This window comes from Burkholderia sp. 28_3 (genome assembly GCF_003253915.1).
GTDB classification, from domain to species: domain Bacteria; phylum Pseudomonadota; class Gammaproteobacteria; order Burkholderiales; family Burkholderiaceae; genus Burkholderia; species Burkholderia cenocepacia.
Window position 1 is genome coordinate 159349 of sequence record NZ_QKZF01000016.1, and the last position, 26145, is coordinate 185493.

Below are 26145 nucleotides of genomic sequence, written 5' to 3' on the forward strand. Positions count from 1 at the left end.
TCCTTTAGGCGGCCGGTCAGTTGTTTTAGATCGCCGCGCCCGTCAATTCCTCATGATCCATTGCGTTGGGCGACACGCGAATATCGCTCGGCGAAATGCCGTAGCGCTTGCGGAACGCGATCGAAAAATGCGCGGGGCTGTAGCCGACGCGGTACGCGACGGTCGACACGTTCGCATCCTCCGCGCACAGCATCGCGTGCGCGGTCCGCAGCCGGTATTCCTGCAGATACGCGTACACGCTCGTGCCGAACACCTTGCGGAAGCCGGCCGTCAGCTTGCGCGAATTCATCCCGACGCGGCCCGCGAGCGCGTCGAGCGTCGGCGGGTGCTGGAGCTCGCGCGTCAGGATGTCGCTCGCCGCATACACGCGCTCGACATCCGACGACGTGACCCGCACGTCGGCCGGCGCGGACTGCCGCTGCGTGGCCAGCAACTGCGCGCTCAGCGCGGTCAGCTCGAACGCCTTCGCCTTCAGGTAGTACTCGCGCACCGCGCCCTCGAACGGGCAGGTGGCGATCTGCACGGCGAGCGCCTGCAGCGCCTTCGACGCCGGGCAACTGACGATGCGCGGATCGCCGCCCGTCGGCGCGAGCATCTTCTCCGGCAGCAGGCTCAGGTTGCGGTCGAGCGCATCGAGGCCGAGCTGCACGATCGTGTAGCGCAGCGGCACGTCGCGGTCGTAGATCTGGTGGGTCGTGAATTCGCCGTCGTTGGCGATCACGCACAGGCCCGGCCCCTTGATGCATTGCTCGGGCTGGCCCGGCACGCGGCAGCGCAACTGCCCGCTCTGCACGAGGACGAGCTTCAGCCCTTTTTCGAGCGGCTCCTCGTACCAGTCGCGGCTATCCGAGCACAGCGTGCCGCTCATGAGTTTCATGCCCGTGTCGATGTGCACCACACCCGGATGATTGCCGGGCACGAGCACCGGCGGGTGACGTCGTGACGAAGCGAAGGAGGTCGATCTCATCGGAGGTCCGTTGGTTAGGCGGCACGCGCGGACCGGCGCGCGCCGGCGGCAACCGGCCGATTGTCCGGCCGGACCGGGCGGGTGCCGCGCGACCGGCGCCCGATCGAACGAAATTGCCGCGATATCGAAAGAAACGGCGCTATCGCAGCACCTGTTACAAATGATAATACCTCTCATTTACATTTTCTGACAACTTGCCGGAACCCAAGGTCAGCGCATGCAATCCTCCCCTTCCTCCCTGGCGGCGGCCGTGCCGGCCGACGCGCCCGACTGGCCCGACGACTTCGCGCGCCGCTACCGCGACGCCGGCTACTGGCAGGACACGACGTTCTTCGACGCGCTCGATGCCTGCGCGCAGCGCCATCCCGACGCGCTCGCCGTCGTCGACGGCGCGCTGCGGCTGTGCTATCGCGATCTGCTCGCGCGCATTCGCCGCCTCGCGGGCGGCCTCGCGCGCCTCGGCCTGGTACGCGGCGACGCGGTCGTCGTCCAGTTGCCGAACGGCGCGCGCTTCATCGAGACGTGCTTCGCGCTGTTCCAGCTCGGCGTGCGGCCGGTGCTCGCGCTGCCCGCGCACCGTCACTACGAGATCGGCGCGTTCTGCCGCTTCGCCGGCGCGCGTGCTTATCTCGGCGCGTCGCAGCTCGGCGATTTCGACTGCCGGCCGCTCGCGGCCGCGTTACAGGGCGACTGCCCGACGCTCGAGCACATCGTGATGGCCGGCGACGATCACGCGTTCACGTCGTTCGACGCGCTGTACGACGCGCCGCCCGTGCTCGACTGCTCGGCACGCACCGACGACATCGCATGCTTCCAGCTGTCGGGCGGCACGACCGGCACGCCGAAGCTGATTCCCCGCCGCCATCGCGAATACCTGTACAACGTGCGCGCGTGCAGCGCCGCGAGCGGTTTCGACGCCGACACCGTCTATCTCGCCGCGCTGCCGATGGCGCACAACTTCACGCTGTGCTGCCCCGGCACGATCGGCGCATTGCTCGCGGGCGGCCGGGTGGTGACGACCGCGCGGCCCGAGCCCGACCAGAGCTTCGCGCTGATTGCGCAGGAACGTGTCACGCATACCGCGCTCGTGCCGCCGCTCGCGCTGCTGTGGCTCGACGAGCAGCCGCAACGGCAGGCCGACCTGTCGAGCCTGCGCGTGCTGCAGGTCGGCGGCGCGCGGCTGATGGACCACGCGGCCGAACGCGTGACGCCCGTGCTCGGCTGCCGGTTGCAGCAGGTGTTCGGCATGGCCGAAGGGCTGATCTGCTGCACGCGGCTCGACGACGCGCCCGAACGGATCGCGCACACGCAGGGCCGCCCGGTCTCGGACGGCGACGAAGTGCGCATCGTCGACGCAACCGGCGCACCGGTCGCGCCCGGCGAGATCGGCGAACTGCAGGTACGCGGCCCGTACACGATTCGCGGCTACTACCGGCTCGCGGCGCACGATGCGACGGCATTCACGGCCGATGGCTTCTATCGCAGCGGCGACCGCGTGCGGCGCACCGCGGACGGCGACCTGGTCGTCGAAGGCCGCGACAAGGATCAGATCAACCGCGGCGGCGAGAAAGTCTCGGCCGAGGAAGTGGAAAACCTGCTGCTCGCGCATCCGCAGGTGCACGACGCGGCGGTCGTCGCGATGCCCGATCCGATGCTCGGCGAACGGACCTGCGCGTTCGTCGTCGCGCGCGCGCCTGCCCCGTCCCGACTCGTGCTGAAACGCTACCTGCGCGACTGCGGGCTCGCGGCGTTCAAGATCCCCGACCGCATCGAATTCATGCCGCGCTTTCCCGAAACCGGCATCGGCAAGACCAGCAAGAAATCGCTGCGCGACCTGTTGCGCCGCCAGTTGCAGGCGGCCGCATGAGCGCGCACCCGACCGATTCGAACTGGATTCGCGAGTTACGGCTGTCGCCGTGCCCGCGTGCGCAGCTCGTCTGCCTCCCGCACGCGGGCGGCACCGCGAATTTCTTTCGCGGCTGGAGCCGTGCGCTGCCGTGGGACGTCGATCTGCTCGCGCTGCAGTATCCGGGCCGCGAGGAACGCTTCGGCGAGCCGTGCCTGCCCTCGATCGAAGCGCTCGCCGGCCCCGCCGCCGACGCGCTGCAACGCTATGCGCACGCGCCGCTCGTGCTGTTCGGGCACAGCCTCGGCGCGGCGCTCGCGTACGAGGTCGCGGTACGGCTCGAGGCGCGCGGCGCCGCGCCGCTTTACGTGGCGGTGTCCGCACTGCCGCCGCCGCATCGCCAGCGCCCGTCGGATCTGCACCTGCAATCCGACGACGCGCTCGTCGGCGACGTCGCCCGGCTGTCCGGCGAGCACGCCGCGCTGCTCGCCGATCCGGAAATGCGCTCAATCTACCTGCCGATGATCCGCCACGACTACCGCGCGATCGAAACGTATCGGCGCGAGCGGCCGCCGCGCATCGATGCGCCGCTCGGCGTGATGCTGCCGCTCGCCGATACCGAGCTCGACAGCGACGAGGCGCATGCGTGGCAGGACGTCGCGGCGCGGCCGATCCGCGTCGAGACGTTCAACGGCGACCACTTCTACCTGCGACACCAATACCCGGCGGTGATCGCACATCTGGTCGAACGGATCGACCAATCCCTTCGTTACGGAAAGGAGTACACATGAAAACACCGGACGCCTGCACGGGGCTTCCCGACATTCGCGAAGCCATCGATCGTCTGGACGCCGACATCATCGACGCGCTCGGCCGGCGCATGCAGTACGTGAAAGCCGCGTCGCGCTTCAAGCCGGACGAAGCGAGCATCGCCGCGCCGGAACGGGTGGCCGCGATGCTGCCCGACCGGCGCCGCTGGGCCGAGCAGGCCGGCCTCGACGCCGACTACGTCGAGACGCTGTTCGCCCAGCTCATCGCGTGGTACATCGCGCAGCAAACGCAATACTGGCGACAACAGCGGGGGCTCGCATGAACGCCGGCCTTCCGCTGCTGCACGACACGTTCGCGCGTGCGGCCCGCCGCGCCGCCGCCACCGGCACGCCGACGCTCGCGTCGGTCTCGGTGCCGCTGCGCCCGCTCGACTTCTGCGACCTGATCGCCGCGTGGGACGACGGCGCGACGCCGTGGTGCTTCCACGAAGCCGGCGATGCGTCCGTCACGCTCTACGGCTGGGACTGCGCGGCCGAACTGAGCGCCACCGGCGACACGCGCTTTGCGCAGATCGATGCGCGTTGGCGCGCCCTCGTGCGCGACGCGGTCACGGCAGGCCCGCAGCCGCCGCGGCTGGTCGGCGGCTTCCGGTTCGATGCGCAAGGCCCGCGCAGCGCGCACTGGGCATCGTTTCCCGATGCGAGCATGACGTTGGCGAAACTGCTGATCGTGCGCGAAGGCGATGCGCACTGGGCCGTCTGCCAGCAGGTCGTCGCCGCTCACGACGATCCGGCCGCGCTCGCGCATGCGTGCCTCGCGCGGATCGAGTCGCTCGGCACGCTTGCGCCGGCCGCGGAAGACGACGCGCCGCAACTGCTGCACACGCAGGCGCTGCAGGCCAGCGAATGGCAGCACGAAGTCCGCCGCGCGGTGGATGCGATCCACGACGGCGCGTTCGGCAAGGTCGTGCTCGCCCGCGACGTGCTCGAACAGTACGCGCGGCCCGTCGCGATCGCGCCGCTGCTGCGCCGGTTGCGACGGCGCGACGCGCATGCGCACCTGTTCGCGGTCCGTCGCGACGGGGCGTGCTTCGTCGGCGCGACGCCGGAACGGCTCGCGCGTGTCGCGGCCGGCGACGTGCGCACGCATGCGCTGGCCGGTACGATCCGGCGCGGCGCCACGCCCGACGACGATCGCGCACTCGGCGCCGCGCTCATGGCGTCCGCGAAGGAACGGCTCGAGCATGCGCTCGTCGTCGACGCCATCCGTGCCGCGCTCGCGCCGCTGTCGCGTGAGCTCGACGTGCCCGATCAACCGTCGCTGCACCGCTTGCCGAAGCTTCAGCACCTGAGCACGCCGATTCGCGCGACGCTGAATGCGGAGGCGACGCTGTTGCAGGTCGTCGCGGCGCTGCACCCGACGCCGGCGGTCGCCGGCCATCCGCGCGCGCCGGCGCTCGACCATATCCGTGCGCACGAAGGCTTCGATCGCGGCTGGTATGCGGCGCCGATCGGCTGGATCGACGCGCACGGCAACGGCGATTTCATCGTCGCGCTGCGTTCGGCGCTGATCGCGGGCGGCGCGTGCCGGCTGTTCGCGGGCTGCGGCATCGTCGCCGATTCCGAGCCGGTCAACGAATATCAGGAAACCGAACTGAAGCTGTCCGGCATGCGGGCGGCGATCCGCGTGCGCGAGGCGGCGGCGGAGCGTCCGGGCCGCACGCAGGCGTCGGCTTCGTCGATGGTCGACTGATCGCGTCGACGATCAAAGCAATGGCAGCGTTTGCCGGATATGCTCGGCGAATGCTGCCGTCAGATGCGACGGCCGCTTCCGGTCGAACCTCAGCGTAATGCCCACCGCCGGCAACGGCGGCAAGCGCGGATCACCGTGGACGATCGCGAGGTCGGCCGGCACGGCCGTCTGCGTCATCACCGCGAACGCCTGCCCCGAGCGCACCAGCGCGATCAGCCCGGCGAGACTGCTGCTCGCATACGCGACGCGGTAGTCGCGGCCGGCGCGATTCAACGCGTCGCAGGCCGCGAGGTGATCGAGCGTGTCGCGATCGGACAGCGCGAGCGGCAACGGATCGAAATGCGCGGGTTCGAGCCCCGGATAACCGATCCAGACCAGTGGCTCGCGGCGAATGACGTCGTCGGTCGCGCCGTCGTCCGGCACGGAAATCATCGCCAGATCGACCGCGCGCTTCTCCAGGTGTTCGACGAGCCGCGGCGTCGGCCCGCAGACGACTTCGACGATCGCCTGCGGATGCTGGCTCGAAAACTGCCGCAGCAGCGACGGCAGCCACACTTCGGCGTAATCGTCGGGGCACCCGAACCGGATCGTCCCCGACAGCCCCGTGCCGCACAGGTCGGCCATCGCCTCGTCGTGCAGCCGCAGGATGCGCTGCGCGTGCACGAGCAGCCGCTCACCCGGATGCGTCAGCACGACGCCACGGCCGGTGCGCTGGAACAACGGCTGGTCGACCGCTTCCTCGAGCCGCTTCATCTGCTGGCTGAGCGCGGATTGCGTGCGGCCGACGCGCGCGGCCGCGCGGCTCAGCGCGCGCACCTCGGCGATCACGACGAACGAGCGCAGCAGGTCGATGTCGAGCGAAAGCGCCAAGGTATTAGCTCCTTTTCTACCTTGCATTAGGACTATTCGTTTCCATCAAACCAGACCCGCGCCTAGACTGCAAGCGATCCCTGCCCTTTTGCCGGAGCCGCCCGATGTCCCTGAACGACGATGCAACCTTCTGGCGCAACGCCAGGCAGCACCTGGTCCGCTACGGCGGCACGTTCGAACCGGTGATCATCGAGCGCGCGAAAGGCAGCTTCGTCTACGACGCCGACGGCCGCGCGATCCTCGATTTCACGTCGGGCCAGATGAGCGCGGTGCTCGGCCACAGCCATCCGGAGATCGTCTCCGTGATCGGCGAATACGCGGGCAAGCTCGACCATCTGTTCAGCGGGATGCTGTCGCGGCCGGTCGTCGATCTCGCGACGCGCCTCGCCGACCTCACGCCCGCCGGCCTCGACCGCGCGCTGCTGCTCAGCACCGGCGCGGAATCGAACGAGGCGGCGATCCGGATGGCGAAGCTCGTCACCGGCAAGTACGAGATCGTCGGCTTCGCGCAGTCGTGGCACGGGATGACGGGCGCCGCCGCGTCGGCCACGTACAGCGCCGGCCGCAAGGGCGTCGGCCCCGCGTCGGTCGGCTCGTTCGCGATTCCGGCGCCGTTCGCGTACCGGCCGCGCTTCGAGCGCAACGGTGCGTACGATCCGCTCGCCGAACTCGACTACGCGTTCGACCTGATCGACCGCCAGTCGAGCGGCAACCTCGCCGCGTTCATCGCGGAGCCGATCCTCAGTTCGGGCGGAATCATCGAATTGCCGGAAGGCTATATGGCCGCGCTCAAGCGCAAGTGCGAGGAACGCGGGATGCTGCTGATCCTCGACGAGGCGCAGACGGGCGTCGGCCGCACCGGCACGATGTTCGCGTGCCAGAGCGACGGCGTGACGCCCGACATCCTGACGCTGTCGAAGACGCTCGGCGCGGGGCTGCCGCTCGCGGCGATGGTCACGTCCGCGGCCATCGAGGAGCGCGCGCACGCGCTCGGTTACCTGTTCTACACGACGCACGTGTCCGACCCGCTGCCGGCGGCGGTCGGCCTGCGCGTGCTCGACGTCGTGCAGCGCGACGGTCTCGTCGCGCGCGCCAACACGATGGGCGAGCGGCTGCGGCGCGGCCTGCTCGACCTGATGGAGCGCTTCGACTGCATCGGCGACGTACGCGGGCGCGGGCTGCTGCTCGGCGTCGAGATCGTCAAGGATCGCCGCACCAGGGAGCCGGCGGACGGGCTCGGCGCGAAGATCACGCGCGAGTGCATGAACCTCGGGCTCAGCATGAACATCGTGCAGTTGCCCGGCATGGGCGGCGTGTTCCGGATCGCGCCGCCGCTGACCGTCAGCGACGAAGAGATCGACCTCGGGCTGTCGCTGCTGGAGCAGGCGATCACGCGCGCGCTGTAACGCCCGCCGCCCCCCAGCCTCACACGCGCCGTCGCACCGGCTCAACCGACCGGTGCGACGGACTCCCGATCGATCACGCCGCTTGCGCCGCCCATGCTTCGGCGTCGGCGCCGGCCGGCAGCCGCAGCGGGCTCGACGGATCGGTCGCCGCGCGCCACACGGCTTCGGCAACATCCTGCGCATGGGTGATCGGCCCCGATGCATCGAGCATCCGCGCGACGGCCTGGCCGACGAATTCCGCATACGCTTCGTGGTCGAAGCCGTGCATGTTGGCCCGCGCGTTGTCCGCGAAACGCGTGTCGGGCGCGCGGCCCGGCAGCACCAGATGCGCGCGCACGCCGAACGGCTCGAGTTCGACCGCCATCGATTCGGTGAACGCATTCACCGCCGCCTTGCTCGCGCGGTACGCGCTGACGAGCGGCAATGCCTTCAGCGTGACGCTCGACGTGACGTTCACGACCACGCCGGCGCCGCGCGCGCGAAACTGCGGCAGCAGCGCCTGCGTCATCGCGATCGTGCCGATCGTGTTGGTGTCGAACAGCGCGCGCACCGTGTCGAGCGGCGTGAGCTCGGCCGGGGCGGCCGCGCCGAAGCCCGCGTTGTTGACGAGCACGTCGATCGGGCCAGCGGCCTCGATCGCGGTGCGAATGCTGTCCGCGTTCGTCACGTCGAGCGGCAGCACGCGCAAGCGCTCCGACGGCGGCAGCACGTCGTCGCCCGGCTTGCGCATCGTCGCGACGACCCGCCAGTCGCGGGCGAGGAAATGGCGCGCGATTTCGAGGCCGAAGCCGGAAGAACAGCCGGTAATCAGTACGGTCTTCATGCGAACTCCTGGGGTGTGTTGAGCATGTGTCCGTACGATAGATGGCCGGAACCGTATTCGCTACAATCGAAAATCCGCTTTTCTTTTGCGAGAGTCCGGCAATGAGCGACCCGCTGACCGAAGTCGTGACGCTGCTGCAACCCGGCGCGCGGCACGCCAAGTACGTGCGCGGCGCGAGCCCGTGGGCGATCAATCGCGTGGTCGCCGGCGAGCCGTTCTACTGTGCGGTCCTCGACGGCGGGTGCCGGATCGCGATCGACGGGCACGCGCCGATCGAGCTGCTGCCCGGCGATTTCGTGCTGATTCCGGCGGCCTACGGCGTGGCGCTGTCGAGCCTCGACGCGCCGGCGCCGGGCGTCGAAACCGCGCCGCCCGTCCCGCTCGCCCCTGGCGAGTACCGGATCGGCGACCCGACCAACCCGATCGATACGCGGATGATGGTCGGCAACTGCAGTTTCGGTTCGCCCGATGCATCGCTGCTGGTGTCGTTGCTGCCCCGCTTCGTGCACGTACGCGGCGAGCCGCGGCTGACCACGCTCGTGCAACTGGTGCGCGACGAGTCGCACGCACAGCGGCCGGCCCGCGAGATCGTGCTCGCGCGCCTGCTGGAAGTGCTGCTGATCGAGGCGCTGCGGTTCACGACCGGCACCCACGCATCTCCCGGCCTCGTGCGCGGGCTCGCCGACAGCCGCCTCGCGGCCGCGCTCCGCCGGATGCACGAACGCCCCGCGCACCCGTGGACGATCGTCGAGCTCGCGAAGGAGGCCGCGTTGTCGCGCTCGACGTTCTTCGAGCGCTTCAGCCGCGCGGTCGGCGTCGCGCCGATGGAGTACCTGCTGACGTGGCGCATGGCGCTCGCGAAGGATCTGCTCCGCCGCAACGAAGGCCGCATCGCGGAAATCGCGGCGCGCGTCGGCTACCGCTCCGCGAGCACCTTCAGCGTCGCGTTCACGCGGCATGTCGGCCGCCCGCCCGCGCAATACGCGCGCGACGAACAGATAGCGATCGAACCATGAACCGCACCGCCCGCCCCCGTCGCCTCGCCGGCTGCGGATCCATCCCGTCACGCGATGACGACGTGCGAGGAACCCGATGACGACCGCGACGAACCGAACCGGCACGACCGACCACTGGCTCGTCGCGCGCCGCGATGCGGACACCGGCATCGAAAGCCTGCACGCGCATTTCACCGGCCATGCGTACGATGCGCACGACCACGACGACATGCTGGTGGGCTTCACCGAACAGGGCGTGCAGCGCTTCCAGTGCCACCGCTCGCTGCATACCAGCGTGCCGGGCCGCGCGATCCTGATCGAGCCGGGCGCGATGCACGATGGCCACGCGCCCGAAGCCGGCGGCTTCACGTACGGGATGCTGTACCTGCCGCAGGCATGGGTCGAGCGCGCCGCGCGCCGGCTCGACCTGCCGGGCCTCGGCAGCGTCGAAGCGACGTTCGGCCATACGCTCGTCGACGATCGCGGCCTCGTCGACGCGATCCGGAACGCGTTCTTCGCGATCCACGACAACGAAGGCCGGCTCGCACGCGACCAGACGCTCGACCGCTTGCTGATGCGGCTCGGCAGCCAGCTGGGCGGCCCGCTCGCGCTGGAAAGCGCCGTCGTGCCGCCCGCGATCGCGCGCGTGCGCGACCTGCTGCACGCACACATGGACGGCAACCTCGGCCTCGACGAACTCGCGAGCGTCGCCGGCATCGACCGGTTCCGGCTGACGCGGATGTTCCAGCGTGCGTTCGGCACGTCGCCGCACGCGTATCTCGTGCGCCTGCGGCTGCGTGCCGCGCGCAAGCTGCTCGCCGCCGGCCGCACGCCCGCGCAGGCGGCCGCCGACGTCGGCTTCGCCGACCAGAGCCACCTCGGCCGCTGGTTCCGCCGCGCGTACCGGATCACGCCGGCCGCGTACCGGCAACTTTGCACAAACGTTCCAGACTGATCGCGCGCGCCGTCCGATCATGAGCGCTCCAACCAGGAGCAAGCATGTTCGATACCAAAGTAGCGCTGATCGTGCGCGACGATCTAGCGGCGTGGCAGAAACTCAACGTGGTCGCGTTTCTCGCGACGGGTGTCGCGGCCGGTGCGCCGGACGCCCTCGGCGAGCCTTACGAGGATGCGGCCGGGCGCCGTTACAGCCGGATGCTGGGCCAGCCGATGCTGGTGTTCGCGGCCGACCTGAACGGCTTGCAGGCCGCGCATCGGCAGGCGCTGTCGCGCGAACTGACGATCGTGCCCTACGTGCGCGCGATGTTTTCGACCGGGCACGACGCGGCCAACCGCGCGGCGTTCCGCGCCGAGGATGCGGACAATCCCGATCTGGTCGGCCTGGCGCTGCACGGGCCGAAGAAGGCCGTCGACAAGGCGGTGAAGGGGCTGGCGCTGCATGCGTGAACGCCGGCGTACCCGACTCCCGTCGCCGGCTCAGCGATGCGCGAGCACGTTGACGAGCTTGCCGAACGGGTCGCGCACGTAAAACCGCCGTACGCCCCACGGTTCGTCGGCCGGCCCGTATTCGACGGACATGCCGGCCGCCCGAACCCGCGCGAGCGCTTCATCGACATCGTCGACCTCGATCGACAGATCGGGCGTCGGCGTGCCCGATCCGCCGTGCGACGCGAAGCTGATCTGCACGTCCATCTGCTCGGCGTTGCCGTAGGTCGCGATCCAGCCGTGGTCCATCAGCAGGTCGAGACCGAAGATCCGTTGGTAGAAGCGCCTGGCGTCGTCGATCGAGCGCGTATCGACGTTGGCGACGATCCGTTTGACTTTCATCGGGTTCCTTCACGAGTCGGGCAGTCTCGCGAAGCTACACCGGAATCGCGCGCGCAACCAGTGCGTCAGCGGCCGGCCGTCTCCATGTCCGCGCAGCGCGGCCGCGCGGGCCGCGCGCCGTGCTTGCCGGCCAGCCAGACGCCGATCGCGACGACGACGATGCCGACGTAGGTCGTCACCTCGATCCGGTCGCCGAACATCCATGCGGCCCACAGCAGCGTCACCGGCGGTTCGAGATAGACGAGCGTCGCCACGCGCGTCGCGGGCATGCGTTTGAGGAGCGCCCACAGCGACAGGTAAGCGATGAAAGTCGAGAACACCGTCAGCCACACGACCGACACCCACACGTTCGGCTGCGTCGGCACATGCAGGTCGCCGGTGACGAGCCCGCACGCCGCGAACAGCACGAGGCTCACGCAACCCTGCACGAACAGCGGCAGGAACAGCCCGTCCTCGTTGCTGCGCGCGGCCGTCAGCGCGCGGCGGCGCTGATAGATCGTCGCGATCGACAGTCCGAACGCGGACACCAGCGGCAGCAGGTACATCACGATCCCGACCGACCCGGCCGGCAGCGCATATTGCCCGCCGATCACGATGCCTACGCCGACGAACCCGACGACGAGCCCGGCCCACTGGCGCGCCCCGCTGCGCTCGCTGCCGCCGAACGACGTCATCGCCGCCGTGATGAGCGGCTGCAACGCCGCGACGATCGCGGCGATGCCCGGCGGCAGGCCATGCTGGATCGCGACGTACACACAGGCCAGATAGAGGAACTGCGACAGGAAGCCGATCACCGCGTGATAGCGGATTTTTTCGAGCGTCAGACGCGCGAGCTGGCGATTGAGGACGATCGCAAGGCACAGCGTGACGAGCAGGAACCGCCAGAACAGCAGATTGAACGCGCCGGCCGTCTCCGCGCCGAGCTTGGCGCCGATGAACCCGGAACTCCACGACAGGACGAAAACGAGTTGGAGCAGGAAAAGCTGCATGGCGCGACGGTTCTCAGAAAGTGGCCGGAGCCAGACGCTGGTCGCCCAGGTCTTCCGGCCGGATCGGTTCGAGCCCCAGGCGCAGGTACTGCAATTCGGCGTCGTCCCGAAGGGCACGCTGCAGCGCCAGCCAGTTGACGACGGTGCGCGGAATACCGTCGTCCGACGCGAGATGCCAGAACCCGTTGTCGTCCTCGCGCGTGGTCGGGCAATGAAACGACAGCACCAGCGACATGCGACGCCCGCCCTGAACCGGTTCGACGCCATGAAACAGCTTGCTGCCGTAGATCAGCAGCGCATCGCCCGCGTTGTCCAGATTCGCGGTCTTGACGTGTCGGCGCGCCCGATCGTGGCGATCGAACGTCTCCGCCATCGATTCGTAGAACAGAAAGTTGCCGCCTTCGTACTCGGCGCGATCCGACAACACGATGTTCAGCACGAAACTGGTGCCGTCGGTATGCCACATGCCCAGTTGTTCCTTGCCGTCGCGCTGGTCCGTCGGATAGTAGTAATTGAACTGCGAGCGCGCATTGGCCATCGGGTACGGAATCAACGGCACGCCGGCGAGGCGCGACACCCGCAGCAGGAACACGCGATCGTGCATCATGTCGTCGATGAACCGCGAGCGGCTCGTCACCGCCCGCACGCGCTTCGAGATGATCCAGTTGCTGCTCGACGCACTGCCCTCCAGCGCGCGGCCGATCTCGCGCAACGCGTCGACCGCTTCGTCGGAAAACAAGCCGCGCAGGTGACACACCGCGTTCAGCGCATCCGAACGCGTACCGCGCATCGGCACGTCGCGATAGCCGAGATCGTCGAGGTTGCGGCGGTAGCGCACCTCGTAGCCGTCGCGCAGGCACGCGCTGGACCAGCGCATCGGTTCCGTCGATGCGTCGAGCCTGCCGCCGACGTTCGCGCCGACGGACAGCGACGTCCGCAGCGCCAGCCTCACCCGGCCGAACCCGCGCGCAAACACCGGCAATGCATTTCCCTTGTTCATCGCGTGCCTCGCTGTCGACGTTTCGCCATTCAGCCCTTGAACTGCGCAATCTGGTACACGACGCTGCCATCCCCGCTGCGCAGCTCGTCGATCACGCGGCAATTGCCGTGGCTCAGGCGAACGTGGCGGAATTGCTCCGGCGTGTATTTCAGGCAGACGTTGGTGATCAGATGCCCGTCGGCCCCCGCTTTCGACACCGGCTGCAGCGTGACCGCCACGTGGAACTGATCGCCCAGCAGATTGAGCCGCACGATCGACACGTGATGCTTGCCGAGCGGCTCGAAACCCTGCTGCCGGCTGACGATTTCGGAGAACCGCACCATGTTCTCGTTCTGGTAGAAGTTGTAGATGGGCTCTTCGCGCCCTTCCACGAGCAACTGCATCTCCGACACGACGTAAGTCGACTTGCCGCCGAGATTGCGAATCAGCCGGCCGATCGTCACCGGCAGCTCGTTGCCTTCCTGGAATCCGAGCATCGTGATGAACGTCACGTCCTGGCCCAGGTCGATATGGTTCCACTGCACGTTCCGGTAATCGTCGGCGATGTAGTTGAAACAGCCCGGCGTTTTCAGGAACGGCATGATCGCGTGCCGCATCGCGTCTTCCGACGACTCGTTGATGTCGACGGCCGTGTAACGCAGATGGTTCGGGCCGCCGCCGCTGACCGCCTTCATCAGCTCGGTCGTCTTGACCGGCTCGGGCCCGAGCTCGATGTAATGCACATGGCGGCCGCGCGACAACGTTGCGAGCCGCTCGCTCAATGCGCCGATCGCTTCGCGTAACGACCCGTTACCGTCGCGATCCGCGCACAACGCCGGGCTTCGCACGCCCAGCTCGTTCAGGTTGCGCATCAGCGCAAAGACTTCGCGCCCCGCTTCCCGCCGCCGCGCGTCATCGTCCGTGCGATGCAACGTCGAATATTTTTCGTGATTCTCGACCGTCCATACCGACTCCGCCTTCAGCTTCCTGTCCCGCACCAATGCATCTACGACAAAATCATTGATCGACATGAATCGTTCCCCGGATGCGTGCAACGCCCGACCGGCTGCCTGCCGTTGTCTGCCTGTTGACCCGAGAATATGGGATGCCCAATAATTCCGTCAATCGACATTACCTGAATCACTGATTCGGAAAAACCAAATCATGCCGCGTACCCTGGACGTCGACCTGCTGCGTACCTTCCACGCCGTCGCGAAGCTCGGCCGCTTCAAGGATGCGGCCGTTCATGTAAACCGCAGCCCGTCGTCGGTCACCGCGCAGATTCAGAAGCTGGAAGAGATGGTCGCGCAGCGGCTGTTCACGCGAAACAACCAGGCGGTCGAACTCACGCAGTTCGGCCACAAGCTGCTGAGCGACACCACCGAGTTCCTGCTGAGCCACGACCGGCTCGTCGAATCGCTGTCGCCGCAGATGCTGACCGGCAAGCTGCGGCTCGGCATCCCCGATTCCTACGCCGCGCACTTCATGGCCGAATTCCTGCCGCGCTTCGCCGCCGACCGGCCGCTGCTGGAACTGACGGTCGAAGCGCGCTCCAGCGAAGAGTTGCAACTGCTGTTCTCGCGTGGCCAGCTCGACATCACGATCGCCGTGGTGCCGAAAGCGCTGCCGCACGCCGAACTGCTCAGCAAGACGCATCCGGTGTGGGTCGCCGCGCGCACCTTCAAGTTCAATCCCGATGCGCCGCTACCGATCGCGGTGCAACTGCAGGGCTGCCCGTACCGCGACACCGCGCTGAATGCGCTGAAGAAGGCGAAGATCGCGCACCGGATGCTGCTCGAAAGCGCCAGCTCTCCCGCCGTGGAAGCGTGTATCGCGAACGGGCTGGCGGTCGGCCTGATCGAGCACGATCGCGTGTCGGGCAACCTGACGAGCCACGTCGCCGGGATCGTGCTGCCCGATCTGCCGCCGCACTTGATCACGGTGCTGACGGACGACAGCAATCGCGCCGCGCTGCATCTGCGCGACGTATTGAAAAGCACGTTCAGGATCGGATAACGAAGACGAGGCCGGGAACCCGGCCTTGCAAGCAGAAGTGAACCGCCGGAAAAACTGCCGCCGGCCCGTTGCAGGCCGGCGGGCTTTCTCTCGTCAACCGCCGAGATACGCCTGCTTGATGCGATCGTTCGCGAGCAGGTTCGCGCCCGTGTCGGCCAGCACCACGCGCCCCGTTTCGAGCACGTAGCCGCGGTCGGCCACACCGAGCGCCTTGTTCGCATTCTGCTCGACGAGGAACACCGTGACGCCTTCGTCGCGGATCGTGCGGATGATGTCGAAGATCTGCGCGATCACGAGCGGCGCGAGGCCGAGCGTCGGCTCGTCGAGCAGCAGCAAACGCGGCTTGCTCATCAGCGCGCGGCCGATCGCCAGCATCTGCTGCTCGCCGCCCGACATCGTGCCGGCCCGCTGCGCCGCGCGTTCCTTCAGGCGCGGAAACAGCTTGAACACGTGCTCGATGCCGTCGTCGATCTCGTGACGGCTCGCGAAGAAGCCGCCCATCTTCAGGTTCTCGAGCACCGTCAGGCTCGGGAACACGCGCCGCCCTTCCGGCGAAATCGCCATTCCCTGCCGCATGATCTGGTGTGTCGACATCGCGGTGATGTCGTTGCCCTCGAACAGCACGCGGCCCGACGACGCGCGCGGCGTGCCGCACACGGTCATCATCAGCGTCGTCTTGCCGGCGCCGTTGCTGCCGATCAGCGTGACGATCTCGCCCTTGTTCACTTCGATCGACACGCCCGCGAGCGCTTCGACCGCGCCGTAGTGCGTATGGACCTGTTCCAGCTTCAGCATCACTCTTCCCCCAGATACGCCTTGATCACGCGCGGGTCGTTGCGGACCGCTTCCGGCGTGCCGATCACGATCGGCCGGCCGTGCTCCATCACGAGGATGCGGTCGGACACGCCCATCACGAGGCTCATGTCGTGTTCGATCAGCAGCACCGACACGCCGAATTCACGGCGCAGCTTGTCGATCAGGTGCTGCAGCTCGATCTTTTCCTGCGGGTTGAGGCCCGCCGCCGGCTCGTCGAGCATCAGCAGGCGCGGCTCGGTGATCATGCAGCGCGCGATCTCCAGACGCCGCTGGTGCCCGTACGACAGCGTGCCGGCCGGCCGGTTGGCGACCGACGTCAGCCCCATCCGGTCGAGCCACACGGCCGCGCGTTCGAGCGCTGCCTGCTCGGCATGACGATACGCGGGCGTCGCGAACAGGCCGTGCAGCAGCCCGGCCTTCACCTTGCGATGCTGCGCGACGAGCAGGTTCTCGACGACGGTCAGCGACTTGAACAGCCGGATGTTCTGGAACGTCCGCACCAGACCCTTCAACGCGATCTTGTGGCTCGGCAGCCCGCCAATCGCGTGGCCGTCGAGCACCACGTCGCCGCCGGTCGGCTTGTAGAAGCCGCCGACGCAGTTGAACACCGTGGTCTTGCCCGCGCCGTTCGGCCCGATGATCGCGAACACCTCGTCGCGGCGCACGTCGAAATCGATGCCGTCCACCGCGAGCAACCCGCCGAAGCGCATCTGCAGCCCGGCGACCTTCAACAGTTCTGCATTCGCGCTCATTGCGGCAGCTCCACGTGGGGACGGCTCGCGGGCAACAGGCCCTGCGGACGCCACATCATCATCAACACCATCACGAGACCGAAGATCAGCATCCGGTATTCGGCGAAGCCGCGCGCGACTTCCGGCAGCACGGTCAGCAGGATCGCCGCGAGAATCACGCCGAGCTGCGAGCCCATCCCGCCGAGCACGACGATCGCGAGGATCAGCGCCGATTCGATGAAGGTGAACGATTCGGGATTCACGAGGCCCTGACGCGCCGCGAAGAACGCGCCGCCGATCCCCGCGAACGCCGCGCCGAGCGTGAACGCCGACAGCTTGATGCGCGTCGGGTTGAGACCCAGCGAACGGCATGCGATCTCGTCGTCGCGCAGCGCTTCCCACGCGCGGCCCATCGGCATGCGGATCAGGCGGCTCGTCACGAACAGCGTGAAGCCCACCAGCAGCAGCGCGATCAGGTACAGGAAGATCACCATGTGCTCGCCGCTGTATTCCAGCCCGATCAGTTCATGGAAGGTCTTCGCACCTTCGACGCTCGCCGAGCGCGCCATCTCGAAGCCGAACACCGTGGGCTTCGGAATGCTCGAGATGCCGTCCGGGCCGCCGGTGAGGCTCGTCAGGTTGTTCGCGAGCAGGCGGATGATTTCGCCGAAGCCGAGCGTGACGATCGCCAGATAGTCGCCGCGCAGGCGCAGCACCGGGAAGCCGAGCAGGAAGCCGAACGTCGCCGCGGCGATCGCCGCGATCGGCAGGCATTCCCAGAACGACAGCCCGAAATACTGGTTCAGCATCGCGTACGTATAGCCGCCGACCGCGTAGAACCCGACGTAGCCGAGATCCAGCAGGCCCGCGAAGCCGACCACGATGTTCAGCCCGAGGCCGAGGATCACGTAGATCAGCGCGAGCGTCGCGACGTCCACCGCGCCGCGCGAGCCGAAGAACGGCCACACGAGGCCGACCGCGAGCAGCACCCAGATGATCGCGCGCTGCTGCCGCGCGCCCATCGTCGGCGCCGCCGGCAGCTTCACGGCCGCTTTCGCGCGCATCAGCCACGGCTTGAACAACTGGAACAGGAACACGGCCGCGACCGCGATCCACACCGGGCGCCAGTGCGGCGTCAGCACCACCTGATAGCCGTCGAGCTTCAGTTGCAGCCCGAGCACCGGAATCGTGAGGATCGCCGTCAGGATCGCGGCGACCACCGCGTTCTTCAGCGCCTGGCCGAACGACGCGTCGGCGGCCGGGCGGCGAACGGAAATGACTTGACTCATCTGCGTCTCCCTCAAACCTTTTCGATGTCCGACTTGCCGAGCAGGCCGGTCGGGCGGAAGAGCAGGATCAGCACGAGCAGGCCGAACGCGACCACGTCCTTGTACTCGGCCGGCATGTAGCCCGCGGCGAAGGTTTCGGCGAGGCCCAGCAGCACGCCGCCGAGCATCGCGCCCGGAATGCTGCCGATCCCGCCGAGCACCGCGGCGGTGAACGCCTTGATGCCCGCGACGAAGCCGATATACGGATTCAGCTTGCCGATCGTCAGCCCGATCAGCACGCCGCCGACGGCCGCCAGCATCGCGCCGAGCACGAACGTGAACGAGATCACGCGGTTCGTGTCGATGCCGAGCAGGTTCGCCATCTTCATGTCTTCCGCGCACGCACGGCACGCACGCCCCATCCGCGAATGCGAGATGAACAGCGTGAGCGCGATCATCAGCACGATCGTCACGCAGACGATCAGCAGACGCGCATACGGAATCGTCACGTCGTAGTCGCCGCCGAGATGGATGTCGAATGCGCCGGAGATCAGCACGGGCACCGACACGTCGCGCGCGCCCTGGCCGATCTGCACGTAGTTCTGCAGGAAGATCGACATGCCGATCGCGGAGATCAGCGGCACGAGGCGCGGGCCGCCGCGCAGCGGGCGATACGCGACGCGCTCGACCGCGAAGCCGTACAGGCCGGTGACGATCACCGACACGATCAGCGCGGCGCCGAGCACGAGCGGCAGCGGATAGCCGGCGGAGATGCCGATGGCCGTCAGGGTCACGAGGCCCACGTACGCGCCGATCATGTAGATCTCGCCGTGGGCGAAGTTGATCATGCCGATGATGCCGTAGACCATCGAATAGCCGATGGCGATCAACGCATAGATCGCACCCAGCGTCAGGCCGTTGACCAGCTGCTGGGCGAATTGAGGAAAGAAGTCAGTCATGTGCGGGAAGCTCCCGTTGGCGCTGGGTCGCATGCCGTCGCCGGATCACGGCGCTCGGCCGCGCGCAACGCACGGTGTCGTCTCGGGCCGCCCGCTGGCGCGCATGGGGCAGATGCGCGGCCAATACGCACCCGCCCCGTCCGGGTTTCGGACAGGGCGGGTGCGCGGGCGGGTACTCCGTTGTTACTTGGCGGCGGTCTTCGTCGCGTCCTTGTGCCACGTGTACACGACGAACTTGAACGCCTTCAGGTCGCCCTGTGCGTCATACGCGACCTTGCCGATCGGCGTGTCGAACGTCGTCTTGTGCATGTACGCGGCCACCTTCGTCGGGTCGGTCGTCTTCGCGCCCGCGATCGAGTCGGCGATGATCTTCACCGCGGCGTACGACGGCATCTGGAACGGACCGTTCGGGTCGCGCTTCTTGTCCGCGAACGCCTTCACGAGCGCCGCGTTGGCCGGATCGGCCGAGAAGTCGGCCGGCAGCGTCACGAGCATGCCTTCCGAAGCCGGGCCGGCGATCGCCGTCACGTCCTTGTTGCCCACGCCTTCAGGCCCCATGAACGTCGCCTTCACGCCCTGCTCGCGCGCCTGGCGCATCAGCAGGCCCATTTCCGGGTGGTAGCCGCCGAAGTAGACGAAATCGACGCCTTGCGACTTCAGCTTCGTGATGATCGCCGAGTAGTCCGAATCGCCGGCGTTGATGCCTTCGAACAGCACGACCGGGATCTTCGCGGCTTCGAGGTCCTTCTTCACCGACGATGCGATGCCCTGGCCGTACGACTGCTTGTCGTGCAGGACCGCGACCTTCTTCGGCTTCACGTTGTTGATGATGTAGTGCGCGGCGGCCGGGCCTTGCTGGTCGTCACGGCCGATCGTGCGGAAAATGAAGTGGCGCTTCTTGCCTTCCGTCAGTTGCGGCGCGGTGGCCGACGGCGTGACCATCACGATACCTTCGTTCTCGTAGATGTCCGACGCGGGAATCGTCGAACCCGAGCACACGTGACCGATCACGTACTTGATCTTCTGGCTGACGATCTTGTTGGCGACGGCGACGGCCTGCTTCGGTTCGCACGCGTCGTCCATCATCACCACTTCGAACTTGTTGCCGCCCGCACCGCCTGCCGCGTTGATCTGTTCGATCGCGGTCAGCGCGCCGGCCTTCACCATGTCGCCGTATTGGGCGACCGAGCCGCTCATCGGACCAGCGATGGCGATCTTCACGGTTTCCGCTTGCGCGGCGGCGGCGCCGGCGGCGAACAGCACGGCGGCGACGGAAATGGACGTAAGACGGGACAGCGTCATCTGGGAGCTCCTCGATGTTGTTTAGTCATACGGGCAAAGGCGGCATGACTTGCGCAATCGAACAGCACCCGGGGCGAGGACATGGGACACGCCCGAGACACATAGAAGACGGAACTCCGGCGGAATGTTGCGTAGCGGGGCCCGGCTCTTGCAGTCCCCGAAGGGGACGTCTGGTTCGGAAAGACATCGTGATGCGTCTTGCATTGCGCAAGCGTTTCGCCTGCCCCGCTTGCCAAATCGCTCGTTCGGAGGGATGGTCCGACAGCCATTGGCAAGGCAGTCGAAATTATATGGGCGTTTTTCAATCGTCTGTCAAAAATGCCTGTCGATTGAGGGAAAACACGTAGGGTTTTGAGATGGGTGGGTGGCTATGGGGGCGCAACCGCGACGCGGCGGCAACGTTTGCTTCGGGTGCAATCGGGTTGCTATTTTGGCAAGAAGGTGGGAGCGGGTTCCTTTCTGGGCTTGGCGTTCGGCGACGGGGATTTCCCGGTGATGCATTTTTTAGGTTGCCAAGGGCTCTGGTCGCTTGGGATCAATCGACTGATGATTGTGTTGGCACGCACCAGGACGGGGCGCTCAGTGAGGCGGCAAATATTACTGTTTATCTGAAAAACTAAACAATCTGAAAGCTTTTTGATATTTTCATGAAATAATACGAGCTCGCTTCTGCAATCCAGCCAGCCTCCCTGCAAGTCGCGTTCGTCGCGCCTCGCAGTCGCTTCAGGGCCGCTTCGACGCCCCCTCGTCGCTCAGCCGCCAGCCAGTGATCTGCCGTTTTTGTTCAATGCACATCACCTGCTTCGGATCGCCCATGAATTGCCCAGTCCGCCTCTCTTCCGCCGCCGCGATCGCGTGCGCGCTTTCTGTTTCTGCTGCCCATGCTTCGGGACGCGATACGCTGACCGATCGGTCGGCCGGTGCCAATGTGTTTCGCTCGGAGCGGCGTGCGGCTGCTCGGGATGACGGGCGCGCGGTGAGGATGAGCCGCCCACGCGTACAGTTCGCCGCGCCTGCCGAACGTAGCCCGTTCGATACGCCGGATACGCGGCCATTGCGGGTAACGAGTGATGCGCTGGTGGCGCCGCTGCCCGCTTCTTCCGGGCGTGAACCCGATTTCGTCTTGCCGCCGAACCGCGTCGCGCTCGGCGCGGGCGGGAACGATAGTCTAGGTCGCGCAGTGCCCGGGTATGAGCAGCGCGAGCAAAACTGGAATGAATACCTGCGCGCGAACGGTTCTCGGCCTGCTGGTCGTGGCGGCTCGTATGCGCCGCAGCGGCCGTACGATGCGCCGCGTGGCCCTCACGGGGCACCGAATCCGTTCGATCCGTCGGTGCCGCAGCCAGAGACGCGGACGTTTTATGACAATGGATCGGGGACGAAGTGCACGGCTACCGGTGGTGCGAGGACGTCGCGGTCGTCTTGCGATATTGCTTGGTGAAGTGGGGTTTCGGGGTAGCGGCCGCTTACGGCCGGTCTACCCTGCCCGGCACGCTGCGCGACGTTGCGCTGCGCGGTCGCATTTCGCGGCGTTGCCTTTTCATGTGCGTGATGATTACGCCTGCCCGGCTCAATATCAATCCGCGCCTTGCGCGCCCGGGACAAAACACGCATCGTTGATCAGCCACATTCCATCAATCTTCATGTCCGGATAAAACGTCTCAGGCCTCGGATTTATGGTTTGGATTCCTCCTTTGTTGATGAATCGATGGGAGCGATGCGTCGGTAGAGGATCAGCGCGTTTGGCACGTCAGTTCACGTGCATTGCCGGCAACAGGATCGCCGTCAATTGAACATTGCCTATTAAACCATCGTTGGTGCGCATTTGAGCGTACGTTAGCCATTGCGTATAGGTACACGGCTTGGTCAGTTTTCTGGTTATTGTGCGCGTTGACGGTAATGGCGAGCACATCGACGCCTGCGCCATCTATTCGGAACACGATAGCGTCCGAACGTGACGATTTGAAACAGTTCTACGAGTTCTGACTCAACGATGTGCGCCGGTCTCGATACTCGTGTAGCCAATGCAAGGTCTTTTGAGCGCGCACGCAGTGGATGCCACTTGTGATGAGCGTGCGAATCCAGCAACGTCATACCGTTCGGTCGATCATCTGTCGATATTGGACCTGTGGTTTTACTGCAGGCCTCTCAAATGGCCACATTCTCTCGACGCTTAGGGTCAGGGGGACAGCGCGAAGCTCTCATCGCGCTGCGTTACGTTCGAGATATGCTTCCCTCAACTCCGACGAGCACTTCACCGAGTATCGGGGCTTCGATCTGACGTCATGCGTAAGCGTCATCTCCCGCTCACCGGCAAGTACTTGACATCCGCTATCAGCCCTTATGATTTCGACGACCCCTTTGATCGGCATCATATATATTTTAATCCATTCAGCATTCTCGGAAAAAGAAAATATACCCTCTTTCGCGAGCGAAGGTGAAAGCAGTCGACCTACTTAAAATCCGCACCGTTCGGGAAATAAGCTCACGGCAATTTACGCACCGCCCTATCCGTAGACGCCTTTTTCCAGGCAATCAATATTCCCGCCTCTCCACAAGCATTGTTTATTTCGGCCAAGTCCGTCTCCTTGACGGACCAGAGCCACATCCTGTTTGAAATGCTCTTTAGATATCCCCGACATGAATCTGCCGTAATCCACTCCCTCAACGAAAGATCGCCGACACGAATTTCCAGGTGTTCCTCGTTGAGTACATTCAGGGGATAAATCATCCTGAGCTTCACTCTTTCATAGCTCGCCGCTCCTGGCGCTCGGCCCGGGAGTTCCCTTGTAAAGAGCGATGTGTTCTCGAATGGAAAAATTCTGATCAGATTGACGCCAGTCGAATATTTGTAGGCCGTTGAATAATCTTTCGCATCGTAAGCAATTGCATATTTACAACCCAAACGCGCCACAAAATTTTCAAAAAAACGCTCTATCTCGGCCCTTATTTTATAAATCGACTCTTCGATCTGGACATCCACAAATGATATCCCGCCGAACTTCTGATTATTGCACCCCAATGAAATTACGGGAACCCCACCATCTTTCCCATTACTGCATATCTGAAATGCAACGATCCCACCATCGGAAACACCTTTCCTTAAATCACTGATGGAAATTTTATGATCCTCAATGATCTTTGCGCCATCTCGAGCACCGAATTCAATAAAGATCACCTCAGACACCTCCTCCCCAAGTCGACGGAAGAGGCTTTCAGCTATTTCCAGAATGGCCGCGACCCGAGTCGGGTCTATCCCATAAATTGCGATTCCCGTGCTCATATCTTCTCGGTTGGACAACCATGTACTTCATGTCAGACAACGCAACAGAATTCGTTGCAGCAAGCAGTCGCAGCGGCAATGACGCTCACTACAGTCTTGCACATCCAACACCACGGAGGCATGACTGTCCTTGGTCACCACGCCCTTCTTTCATACGGGACTATATCGAACTCAATTTAAATGATTCTATTCCATAAGCCACTTTACGCCCTCTCAGGTTCCATGAATGCCAAAATCGAGTGCCACTGAGAGCAACGATAGTGCATTGCAGATGCCTGCCGGGCATGTTCCCTCGAAATCAAGAAGCGACGGAACGATTTACACGAGAATCCCGCTCGCAATAGCAACATCACAGCGTTGTGAATATTGCTGATACTCCATGCGCGACACGAACTGCTTCGGCAATTCTGACCCAAAGCGGCGCTACCCGACCACGCCATTTTCAAGCACTTGTACAAATCGCGTCGATAGACTACCGAACTGCACTATTGCACAGTCAGCGAAGTATTGCCACGACTGCGAAGAGGGCTGCCGCACTTAAACACCTCGACTCGCCCAGTGCTCCGAGTTTTAAAAACACGTGAAGCGAGAGCTATCCATCACCCTCGTTCAGCAGGGAAAGCCCCCCTTTTTATAGACGTCCCATAGAACCTTAATCGGCCAACTATCCGATTTGCCAGCCAACATACTTTTTGAGATTAATTCGATATCGTCAGAAACTCTTCCCGCGATATCGGAATTTCCTGATGCCCGAAATGAGAGCTTGAACACCTTCTCTCTAATAGAATCCAAAAAATTCTTATCGTCGGCTGAAAGAGCGAGCCCGTCGACATCGTTAAACGACTGCATCCAAAGATCATCGAACGATGCGGCGTCCCTTTTATCAAGCACATCATCGGAGTCTAGACCAGTAAAAAAATCGAAAAATCCTGGTTTAGATATCTCCGAATCGATATCAGTCAAAATCTTATTTACCATTCCACAACCCCTGTTCCTTAAACCAATTCTGGATCACGTCGACTGCTTGGCGAGGTGTCACACCTTCGGCAAGAGTGTACGTCCCGTTGGGTGATTTTACGTCAACCTTGATATCATCCAAGCCGGAATAGGCCTTTCGATACGCGTCAAAGAGCTGGTCGTCTGTTCCCGAGAAACTCCCTTGCCGGGGCCCGATAGTTTCCCGTTCGGCATCATGTAGGCGCCAATGATCATGCTCCGGATCGGCCCCTCTCGGGAAGAGCGTCGGCCGTGTTTTGTCCGAGCGTGCAACTTCAAAGGGGCGCCCGACTGACTTCCGGACAGCTGGTACATGGTGCCCTGATTCGTTAACGCCCATCCTCTTCTTTTCGCATTCCTGCAGTCCATCTGGGTCACACCACGCTAATGGATCGTGCACATACGATTGTGTACGGGAGCCGCCCTTCAGCCCAAGCGGATCTGGACTCAAGTACTGCCCCGAATCTGGATCGTAGTAACGATTCAGGTTATAGCTAAGTCCTGTCTCTTCGTCTGACCACTGGCCCGGAAATCGCAGCGTCGTATCGATCGAACTGCTGTGTGCATCGTTGGCCGCTCGCTTAGTCGGCAGCAATTTTCCCCACAACGAGTGCGCGGCCTTCCACACGGGTTTTCCCGTTTTGTCGAACACCGCCTTCGGCAAACCTACCTGGTCTGTTAGAACCGGATACAGCCCGTCATCGGTCTCTTGCGCGAGCGGCGAAAAACTGCTCGGCTCAATATGCCAGGTCACGACCTGACCAGTCGTACCGTCTCGCTGCTCGATCCAGCGCTCGGCCAGCGTCGGACCGTCCCACAGGAACTTCACGGCTTCGCGGCTGCCGAGTTGCTGCTTCTCGACTCGGCGGTTGAAAGCATCGTAGCGGTACAGCCACACGCCGCGTTCGGGCGTCGTAACCTTCACGAGCCGATTGAGCCCATCCCACGCGTATTGCCACGTCTTTGGCCTGAACCCGGGCTGTTCGACCGTCTTCTCGATCGTGCGGCCACGTGCGTCATACCGATAGCGCGCATGGCCGATCCGTTCCGGCAGGCCGCCTCGATGGTAATGGTGAGCGTCCACGGGAGCCTGACGCCCGTGCGCGGCAATGTTCATTGCCGCGTCGTAGCGGAAGTGCTCAGTCGGCTGCAACAGACTTTCTGCGGTCACGATCTGGCCACGTGCATCGCGCCGATACGTAAGCGTATCTATGTCGGTGTCGACTCGCTCCAGTTGCCCGGCTGCGTCGTAGTGATAGACCTGCCGCGTCAATTGCTCCAGCGCACGGGCCGGATCGGCTTGCAAGGCATCGAAGGCTACGGCAGGCCCCGCAATCTGCCGGCGTATACGGCCGAGCGCGTCGTACTGTTGCTGCGCGACAAAATCTCCCGCCTCGCGGCCAATCTCGCGCCCTAACCCATCACGCCGGATCGTCAGTTGCCCGACTTGCGTCAAAGCCCCGGATACATCGTACGCATAGGCGGTCTCGCGCCTAGGGAAACGCTGATTTATTCGGCTCGGCGGTCATCGCAGACGTAGCCGAGGACGTTTAGAAGACAGCTCACGGAACGGACCCACGACGATGAA

The 26145-nt window shown here is 65.0% G+C and carries 24 protein-coding genes and 1 pseudogene; 10 read left to right on the forward strand and 15 right to left on the reverse strand.

What is annotated here, in order from left to right; genetic code table 11:
* Positions 1–25: 25 nt before the first annotated feature.
* A complete protein-coding gene (locus DFS13_RS27740; protein ID WP_046338026.1) occupies positions 26–967 on the reverse strand; it encodes a helix-turn-helix transcriptional regulator in 942 nt (313 codons plus the stop codon).
* A gap of 217 nt (positions 968–1184) precedes the next feature.
* Here DFS13_RS27740 and DFS13_RS27745 point away from each other — a divergent pair, with 217 nt between their 5' ends.
* Genes DFS13_RS27745 through DFS13_RS27760 form a run of 4 tightly spaced genes read left to right on the forward strand, consistent with a single transcriptional unit; the run spans position 1185 to position 5336 of the window.
* Complete coding sequence (locus tag DFS13_RS27745; RefSeq protein ID WP_060263776.1) at positions 1185–2834, forward strand: (2,3-dihydroxybenzoyl)adenylate synthase; 1650 nt, start codon at positions 1185–1187, stop codon at positions 2832–2834.
* Positions 2831–3604, forward strand: a complete 774-nt coding sequence (locus tag DFS13_RS27750) for a thioesterase II family protein (protein WP_111442351.1) — start codon at positions 2831–2833, stop codon at positions 3602–3604. Before DFS13_RS27745 ends, DFS13_RS27750 begins: the two co-directional genes overlap by 4 nt.
* The gene (locus tag DFS13_RS27755) at positions 3601–3906 is read left to right on the forward strand and encodes an isochorismate lyase (RefSeq protein WP_006484772.1); all 306 of its coding nucleotides are present in this window, start codon (positions 3601–3603) and stop codon (positions 3904–3906) included. Before DFS13_RS27750 ends, DFS13_RS27755 begins: the two co-directional genes overlap by 4 nt.
* The gene (locus DFS13_RS27760) at positions 3903–5336 is read left to right on the forward strand and encodes an isochorismate synthase (RefSeq protein WP_111442352.1); all 1434 of its coding nucleotides are present in this window, start codon (positions 3903–3905) and stop codon (positions 5334–5336) included. The genes DFS13_RS27755 and DFS13_RS27760 overlap by 4 nt, the downstream gene beginning before the upstream one ends.
* A 12-nt stretch (positions 5337–5348) precedes the next feature.
* Here DFS13_RS27760 and DFS13_RS27765 read toward each other — a convergent pair whose 3' ends face one another.
* Positions 5349–6233 (reverse strand): LysR family transcriptional regulator, encoded by an 885-nt coding sequence (locus DFS13_RS27765; RefSeq protein WP_012493511.1) that lies wholly within the window; start codon positions 6231–6233, stop codon positions 5349–5351.
* A 77-nt stretch (positions 6234–6310) separates the two neighbouring features.
* On the opposite strand from DFS13_RS27765, the gene DFS13_RS27770 reads away from it, so the two are divergent.
* Positions 6311–7612, forward strand: coding sequence for an aspartate aminotransferase family protein (locus DFS13_RS27770; protein WP_111442353.1), 1302 nt, complete (start codon positions 6311–6313; stop codon positions 7610–7612).
* 73 nt (positions 7613–7685) lie between these two features.
* On the opposite strand, the gene DFS13_RS27775 is transcribed toward DFS13_RS27770, so the two are convergent.
* Positions 7686–8435: an SDR family oxidoreductase gene (locus DFS13_RS27775; RefSeq protein ID WP_034202015.1), complete on the reverse strand. Its 750-nt coding sequence runs from the start codon at positions 8433–8435 to the stop codon at positions 7686–7688.
* A 41-nt stretch (positions 8436–8476) separates the two neighbouring features.
* Between DFS13_RS27775 and DFS13_RS27780 the strand changes: the two genes are divergently transcribed.
* From DFS13_RS27780 to DFS13_RS27790, 3 genes are all read left to right on the forward strand, one after another.
* The gene (locus tag DFS13_RS27780) at positions 8477–9451 is read left to right on the forward strand and encodes an AraC family transcriptional regulator (protein WP_006493043.1); all 975 of its coding nucleotides are present in this window, start codon (positions 8477–8479) and stop codon (positions 9449–9451) included.
* A 76-nt stretch (positions 9452–9527) separates the two neighbouring features.
* The gene (locus tag DFS13_RS27785; protein ID WP_006484752.1) at positions 9528–10385 is read left to right on the forward strand and encodes an AraC family transcriptional regulator; all 858 of its coding nucleotides are present in this window, start codon (positions 9528–9530) and stop codon (positions 10383–10385) included.
* Between the two features lie 44 nt (positions 10386–10429).
* Positions 10430–10837 carry a DUF2000 domain-containing protein gene (locus tag DFS13_RS27790; RefSeq protein WP_006484757.1) on the forward strand — a complete coding sequence of 136 codons (408 nt, stop codon included), beginning with the start codon at positions 10430–10432 and terminating at the stop codon, positions 10835–10837.
* A 30-nt stretch (positions 10838–10867) separates the two neighbouring features.
* Here DFS13_RS27790 and DFS13_RS27795 read toward each other — a convergent pair whose 3' ends face one another.
* From DFS13_RS27795 to DFS13_RS27810, 4 genes are all read right to left on the reverse strand, one after another.
* The gene (locus tag DFS13_RS27795; RefSeq protein WP_006484732.1) at positions 10868–11218 is read right to left on the reverse strand and encodes a VOC family protein; all 351 of its coding nucleotides are present in this window, start codon (positions 11216–11218) and stop codon (positions 10868–10870) included.
* Positions 11219–11283: 65 nt separating this feature from the next.
* Positions 11284–12207 (reverse strand): DMT family transporter, encoded by a 924-nt coding sequence (locus DFS13_RS27800; RefSeq protein WP_006484773.1) that lies wholly within the window; start codon positions 12205–12207, stop codon positions 11284–11286.
* Positions 12208–12220: 13 nt separating this feature from the next.
* Positions 12221–13207 (reverse strand): 2OG-Fe(II) oxygenase, encoded by a 987-nt coding sequence (locus DFS13_RS27805; RefSeq protein WP_006484762.1) that lies wholly within the window; start codon positions 13205–13207, stop codon positions 12221–12223.
* A gap of 29 nt (positions 13208–13236) precedes the next feature.
* Positions 13237–14217, reverse strand: coding sequence for a hypothetical protein (locus DFS13_RS27810; RefSeq protein WP_006484709.1), 981 nt, complete (start codon positions 14215–14217; stop codon positions 13237–13239).
* A 133-nt stretch (positions 14218–14350) separates the two neighbouring features.
* On the opposite strand from DFS13_RS27810, the gene DFS13_RS27815 reads away from it, so the two are divergent.
* A complete protein-coding gene (locus DFS13_RS27815; RefSeq protein ID WP_006498800.1) occupies positions 14351–15202 on the forward strand; it encodes a LysR substrate-binding domain-containing protein in 852 nt (283 codons plus the stop codon).
* 93 nt (positions 15203–15295) lie between these two features.
* On the opposite strand, the gene DFS13_RS27820 is transcribed toward DFS13_RS27815, so the two are convergent.
* The 5 genes from DFS13_RS27820 to DFS13_RS27840 form a co-directional block, all read right to left on the reverse strand.
* Entirely contained in the window at positions 15296–15997 is a 702-nt protein-coding gene (locus DFS13_RS27820) for an ABC transporter ATP-binding protein (RefSeq protein WP_006484776.1), read from the reverse strand.
* Positions 15997–16770, reverse strand: coding sequence for a high-affinity branched-chain amino acid ABC transporter ATP-binding protein LivG (gene livG, locus DFS13_RS27825; RefSeq protein WP_006484760.1), 774 nt, complete (start codon positions 16768–16770; stop codon positions 15997–15999). The genes DFS13_RS27820 and livG overlap by 1 nt, the downstream gene beginning before the upstream one ends.
* On the reverse strand, positions 16767–18038 hold the full coding sequence (locus tag DFS13_RS27830) for a high-affinity branched-chain amino acid ABC transporter permease LivM (RefSeq protein ID WP_111442354.1): 1272 nt from the start codon (positions 18036–18038) through the stop codon (positions 16767–16769). Before DFS13_RS27830 ends, livG begins: the two co-directional genes overlap by 4 nt.
* Before the next feature lie 11 nt (positions 18039–18049).
* Positions 18050–18976: a high-affinity branched-chain amino acid ABC transporter permease LivH gene (gene livH / locus DFS13_RS27835; protein ID WP_006484734.1), complete on the reverse strand. Its 927-nt coding sequence runs from the start codon at positions 18974–18976 to the stop codon at positions 18050–18052.
* Between the two features lie 183 nt (positions 18977–19159).
* Entirely contained in the window at positions 19160–20278 is a 1119-nt protein-coding gene (locus tag DFS13_RS27840; protein WP_006484706.1) for a branched-chain amino acid ABC transporter substrate-binding protein, read from the reverse strand.
* Positions 20279–21065: 787 nt separating this feature from the next.
* Between DFS13_RS27840 and DFS13_RS27845 the strand changes: the two genes are divergently transcribed.
* Positions 21066–21719: a hypothetical protein gene (locus DFS13_RS27845; RefSeq protein ID WP_077189085.1), complete on the forward strand. Its 654-nt coding sequence runs from the start codon at positions 21066–21068 to the stop codon at positions 21717–21719.
* Between the two features lie 1044 nt (positions 21720–22763).
* Here DFS13_RS27845 and DFS13_RS39990 read toward each other — a convergent pair.
* From DFS13_RS39990 to DFS13_RS27855, 3 genes and pseudogenes are all read right to left on the reverse strand, one after another.
* The gene (locus tag DFS13_RS39990; protein WP_134163169.1) at positions 22764–23561 is read right to left on the reverse strand and encodes a hypothetical protein; all 798 of its coding nucleotides are present in this window, start codon (positions 23559–23561) and stop codon (positions 22764–22766) included.
* A gap of 609 nt (positions 23562–24170) precedes the next feature.
* Positions 24171–24539 carry a hypothetical protein gene (locus tag DFS13_RS27850; RefSeq protein ID WP_077189086.1) on the reverse strand — a complete coding sequence of 123 codons (369 nt, stop codon included), beginning with the start codon at positions 24537–24539 and terminating at the stop codon, positions 24171–24173.
* 367 nt (positions 24540–24906) lie between these two features.
* A pseudogene (locus DFS13_RS27855) lies at positions 24907–26055 on the reverse strand (RHS repeat domain-containing protein); the annotation flags it as partial.
* Positions 26056–26145 lie beyond the last annotated feature (90 nt).

What these genes read in the sequence shown, in the direction of transcription:
- DFS13_RS27740 (WP_046338026.1), bottom strand. Translation starts at nt 967, where the DNA reads ATGAGATCGACCTCCTTCGCTTCGTCACGACGTCACCCGCCGGTGCTC.
- DFS13_RS27745 (WP_060263776.1), top strand. Translation starts at nt 1,185, where the DNA reads ATGCAATCCTCCCCTTCCTCCCTGGCGGCGGCCGTGCCGGCCGACGCG.
- DFS13_RS27750 (WP_111442351.1), top strand. Translation starts at nt 2,831, where the DNA reads ATGAGCGCGCACCCGACCGATTCGAACTGGATTCGCGAGTTACGGCTG.
- DFS13_RS27755 (WP_006484772.1), top strand. Translation starts at nt 3,601, where the DNA reads ATGAAAACACCGGACGCCTGCACGGGGCTTCCCGACATTCGCGAAGCC.
- DFS13_RS27760 (WP_111442352.1), top strand. Translation starts at nt 3,903, where the DNA reads ATGAACGCCGGCCTTCCGCTGCTGCACGACACGTTCGCGCGTGCGGCC.
- DFS13_RS27765 (WP_012493511.1), bottom strand. Translation starts at nt 6,233, where the DNA reads ATGCAAGGTAGAAAAGGAGCTAATACCTTGGCGCTTTCGCTCGACATC.
- DFS13_RS27770 (WP_111442353.1), top strand. Translation starts at nt 6,311, where the DNA reads ATGTCCCTGAACGACGATGCAACCTTCTGGCGCAACGCCAGGCAGCAC.
- DFS13_RS27775 (WP_034202015.1), bottom strand. Translation starts at nt 8,435, where the DNA reads ATGAAGACCGTACTGATTACCGGCTGTTCTTCCGGCTTCGGCCTCGAA.
- DFS13_RS27780 (WP_006493043.1), top strand. Translation starts at nt 8,477, where the DNA reads ATGGCCGGAACCGTATTCGCTACAATCGAAAATCCGCTTTTCTTTTGC.
- DFS13_RS27785 (WP_006484752.1), top strand. Translation starts at nt 9,528, where the DNA reads ATGACGACCGCGACGAACCGAACCGGCACGACCGACCACTGGCTCGTC.
- DFS13_RS27790 (WP_006484757.1), top strand. Translation starts at nt 10,430, where the DNA reads ATGTTCGATACCAAAGTAGCGCTGATCGTGCGCGACGATCTAGCGGCG.
- DFS13_RS27795 (WP_006484732.1), bottom strand. Translation starts at nt 11,218, where the DNA reads ATGAAAGTCAAACGGATCGTCGCCAACGTCGATACGCGCTCGATCGAC.
- DFS13_RS27800 (WP_006484773.1), bottom strand. Translation starts at nt 12,207, where the DNA reads ATGCAGCTTTTCCTGCTCCAACTCGTTTTCGTCCTGTCGTGGAGTTCC.
- DFS13_RS27805 (WP_006484762.1), bottom strand. Translation starts at nt 13,207, where the DNA reads ATGAACAAGGGAAATGCATTGCCGGTGTTTGCGCGCGGGTTCGGCCGG.
- DFS13_RS27810 (WP_006484709.1), bottom strand. Translation starts at nt 14,217, where the DNA reads ATGTCGATCAATGATTTTGTCGTAGATGCATTGGTGCGGGACAGGAAG.
- DFS13_RS27815 (WP_006498800.1), top strand. Translation starts at nt 14,351, where the DNA reads ATGCCGCGTACCCTGGACGTCGACCTGCTGCGTACCTTCCACGCCGTC.
- DFS13_RS27820 (WP_006484776.1), bottom strand. Translation starts at nt 15,997, where the DNA reads ATGCTGAAGCTGGAACAGGTCCATACGCACTACGGCGCGGTCGAAGCG.
- livG (WP_006484760.1), bottom strand. Translation starts at nt 16,770, where the DNA reads ATGAGCGCGAATGCAGAACTGTTGAAGGTCGCCGGGCTGCAGATGCGC.
- DFS13_RS27830 (WP_111442354.1), bottom strand. Translation starts at nt 18,038, where the DNA reads ATGAGTCAAGTCATTTCCGTTCGCCGCCCGGCCGCCGACGCGTCGTTC.
- livH (WP_006484734.1), bottom strand. Translation starts at nt 18,976, where the DNA reads ATGACTGACTTCTTTCCTCAATTCGCCCAGCAGCTGGTCAACGGCCTG.
- DFS13_RS27840 (WP_006484706.1), bottom strand. Translation starts at nt 20,278, where the DNA reads ATGACGCTGTCCCGTCTTACGTCCATTTCCGTCGCCGCCGTGCTGTTC.
- DFS13_RS27845 (WP_077189085.1), top strand. Translation starts at nt 21,066, where the DNA reads ATGCACATCACCTGCTTCGGATCGCCCATGAATTGCCCAGTCCGCCTC.
- DFS13_RS39990 (WP_134163169.1), bottom strand. Translation starts at nt 23,561, where the DNA reads ATGAGCACGGGAATCGCAATTTATGGGATAGACCCGACTCGGGTCGCG.
- DFS13_RS27850 (WP_077189086.1), bottom strand. Translation starts at nt 24,539, where the DNA reads ATGGTAAATAAGATTTTGACTGATATCGATTCGGAGATATCTAAACCA.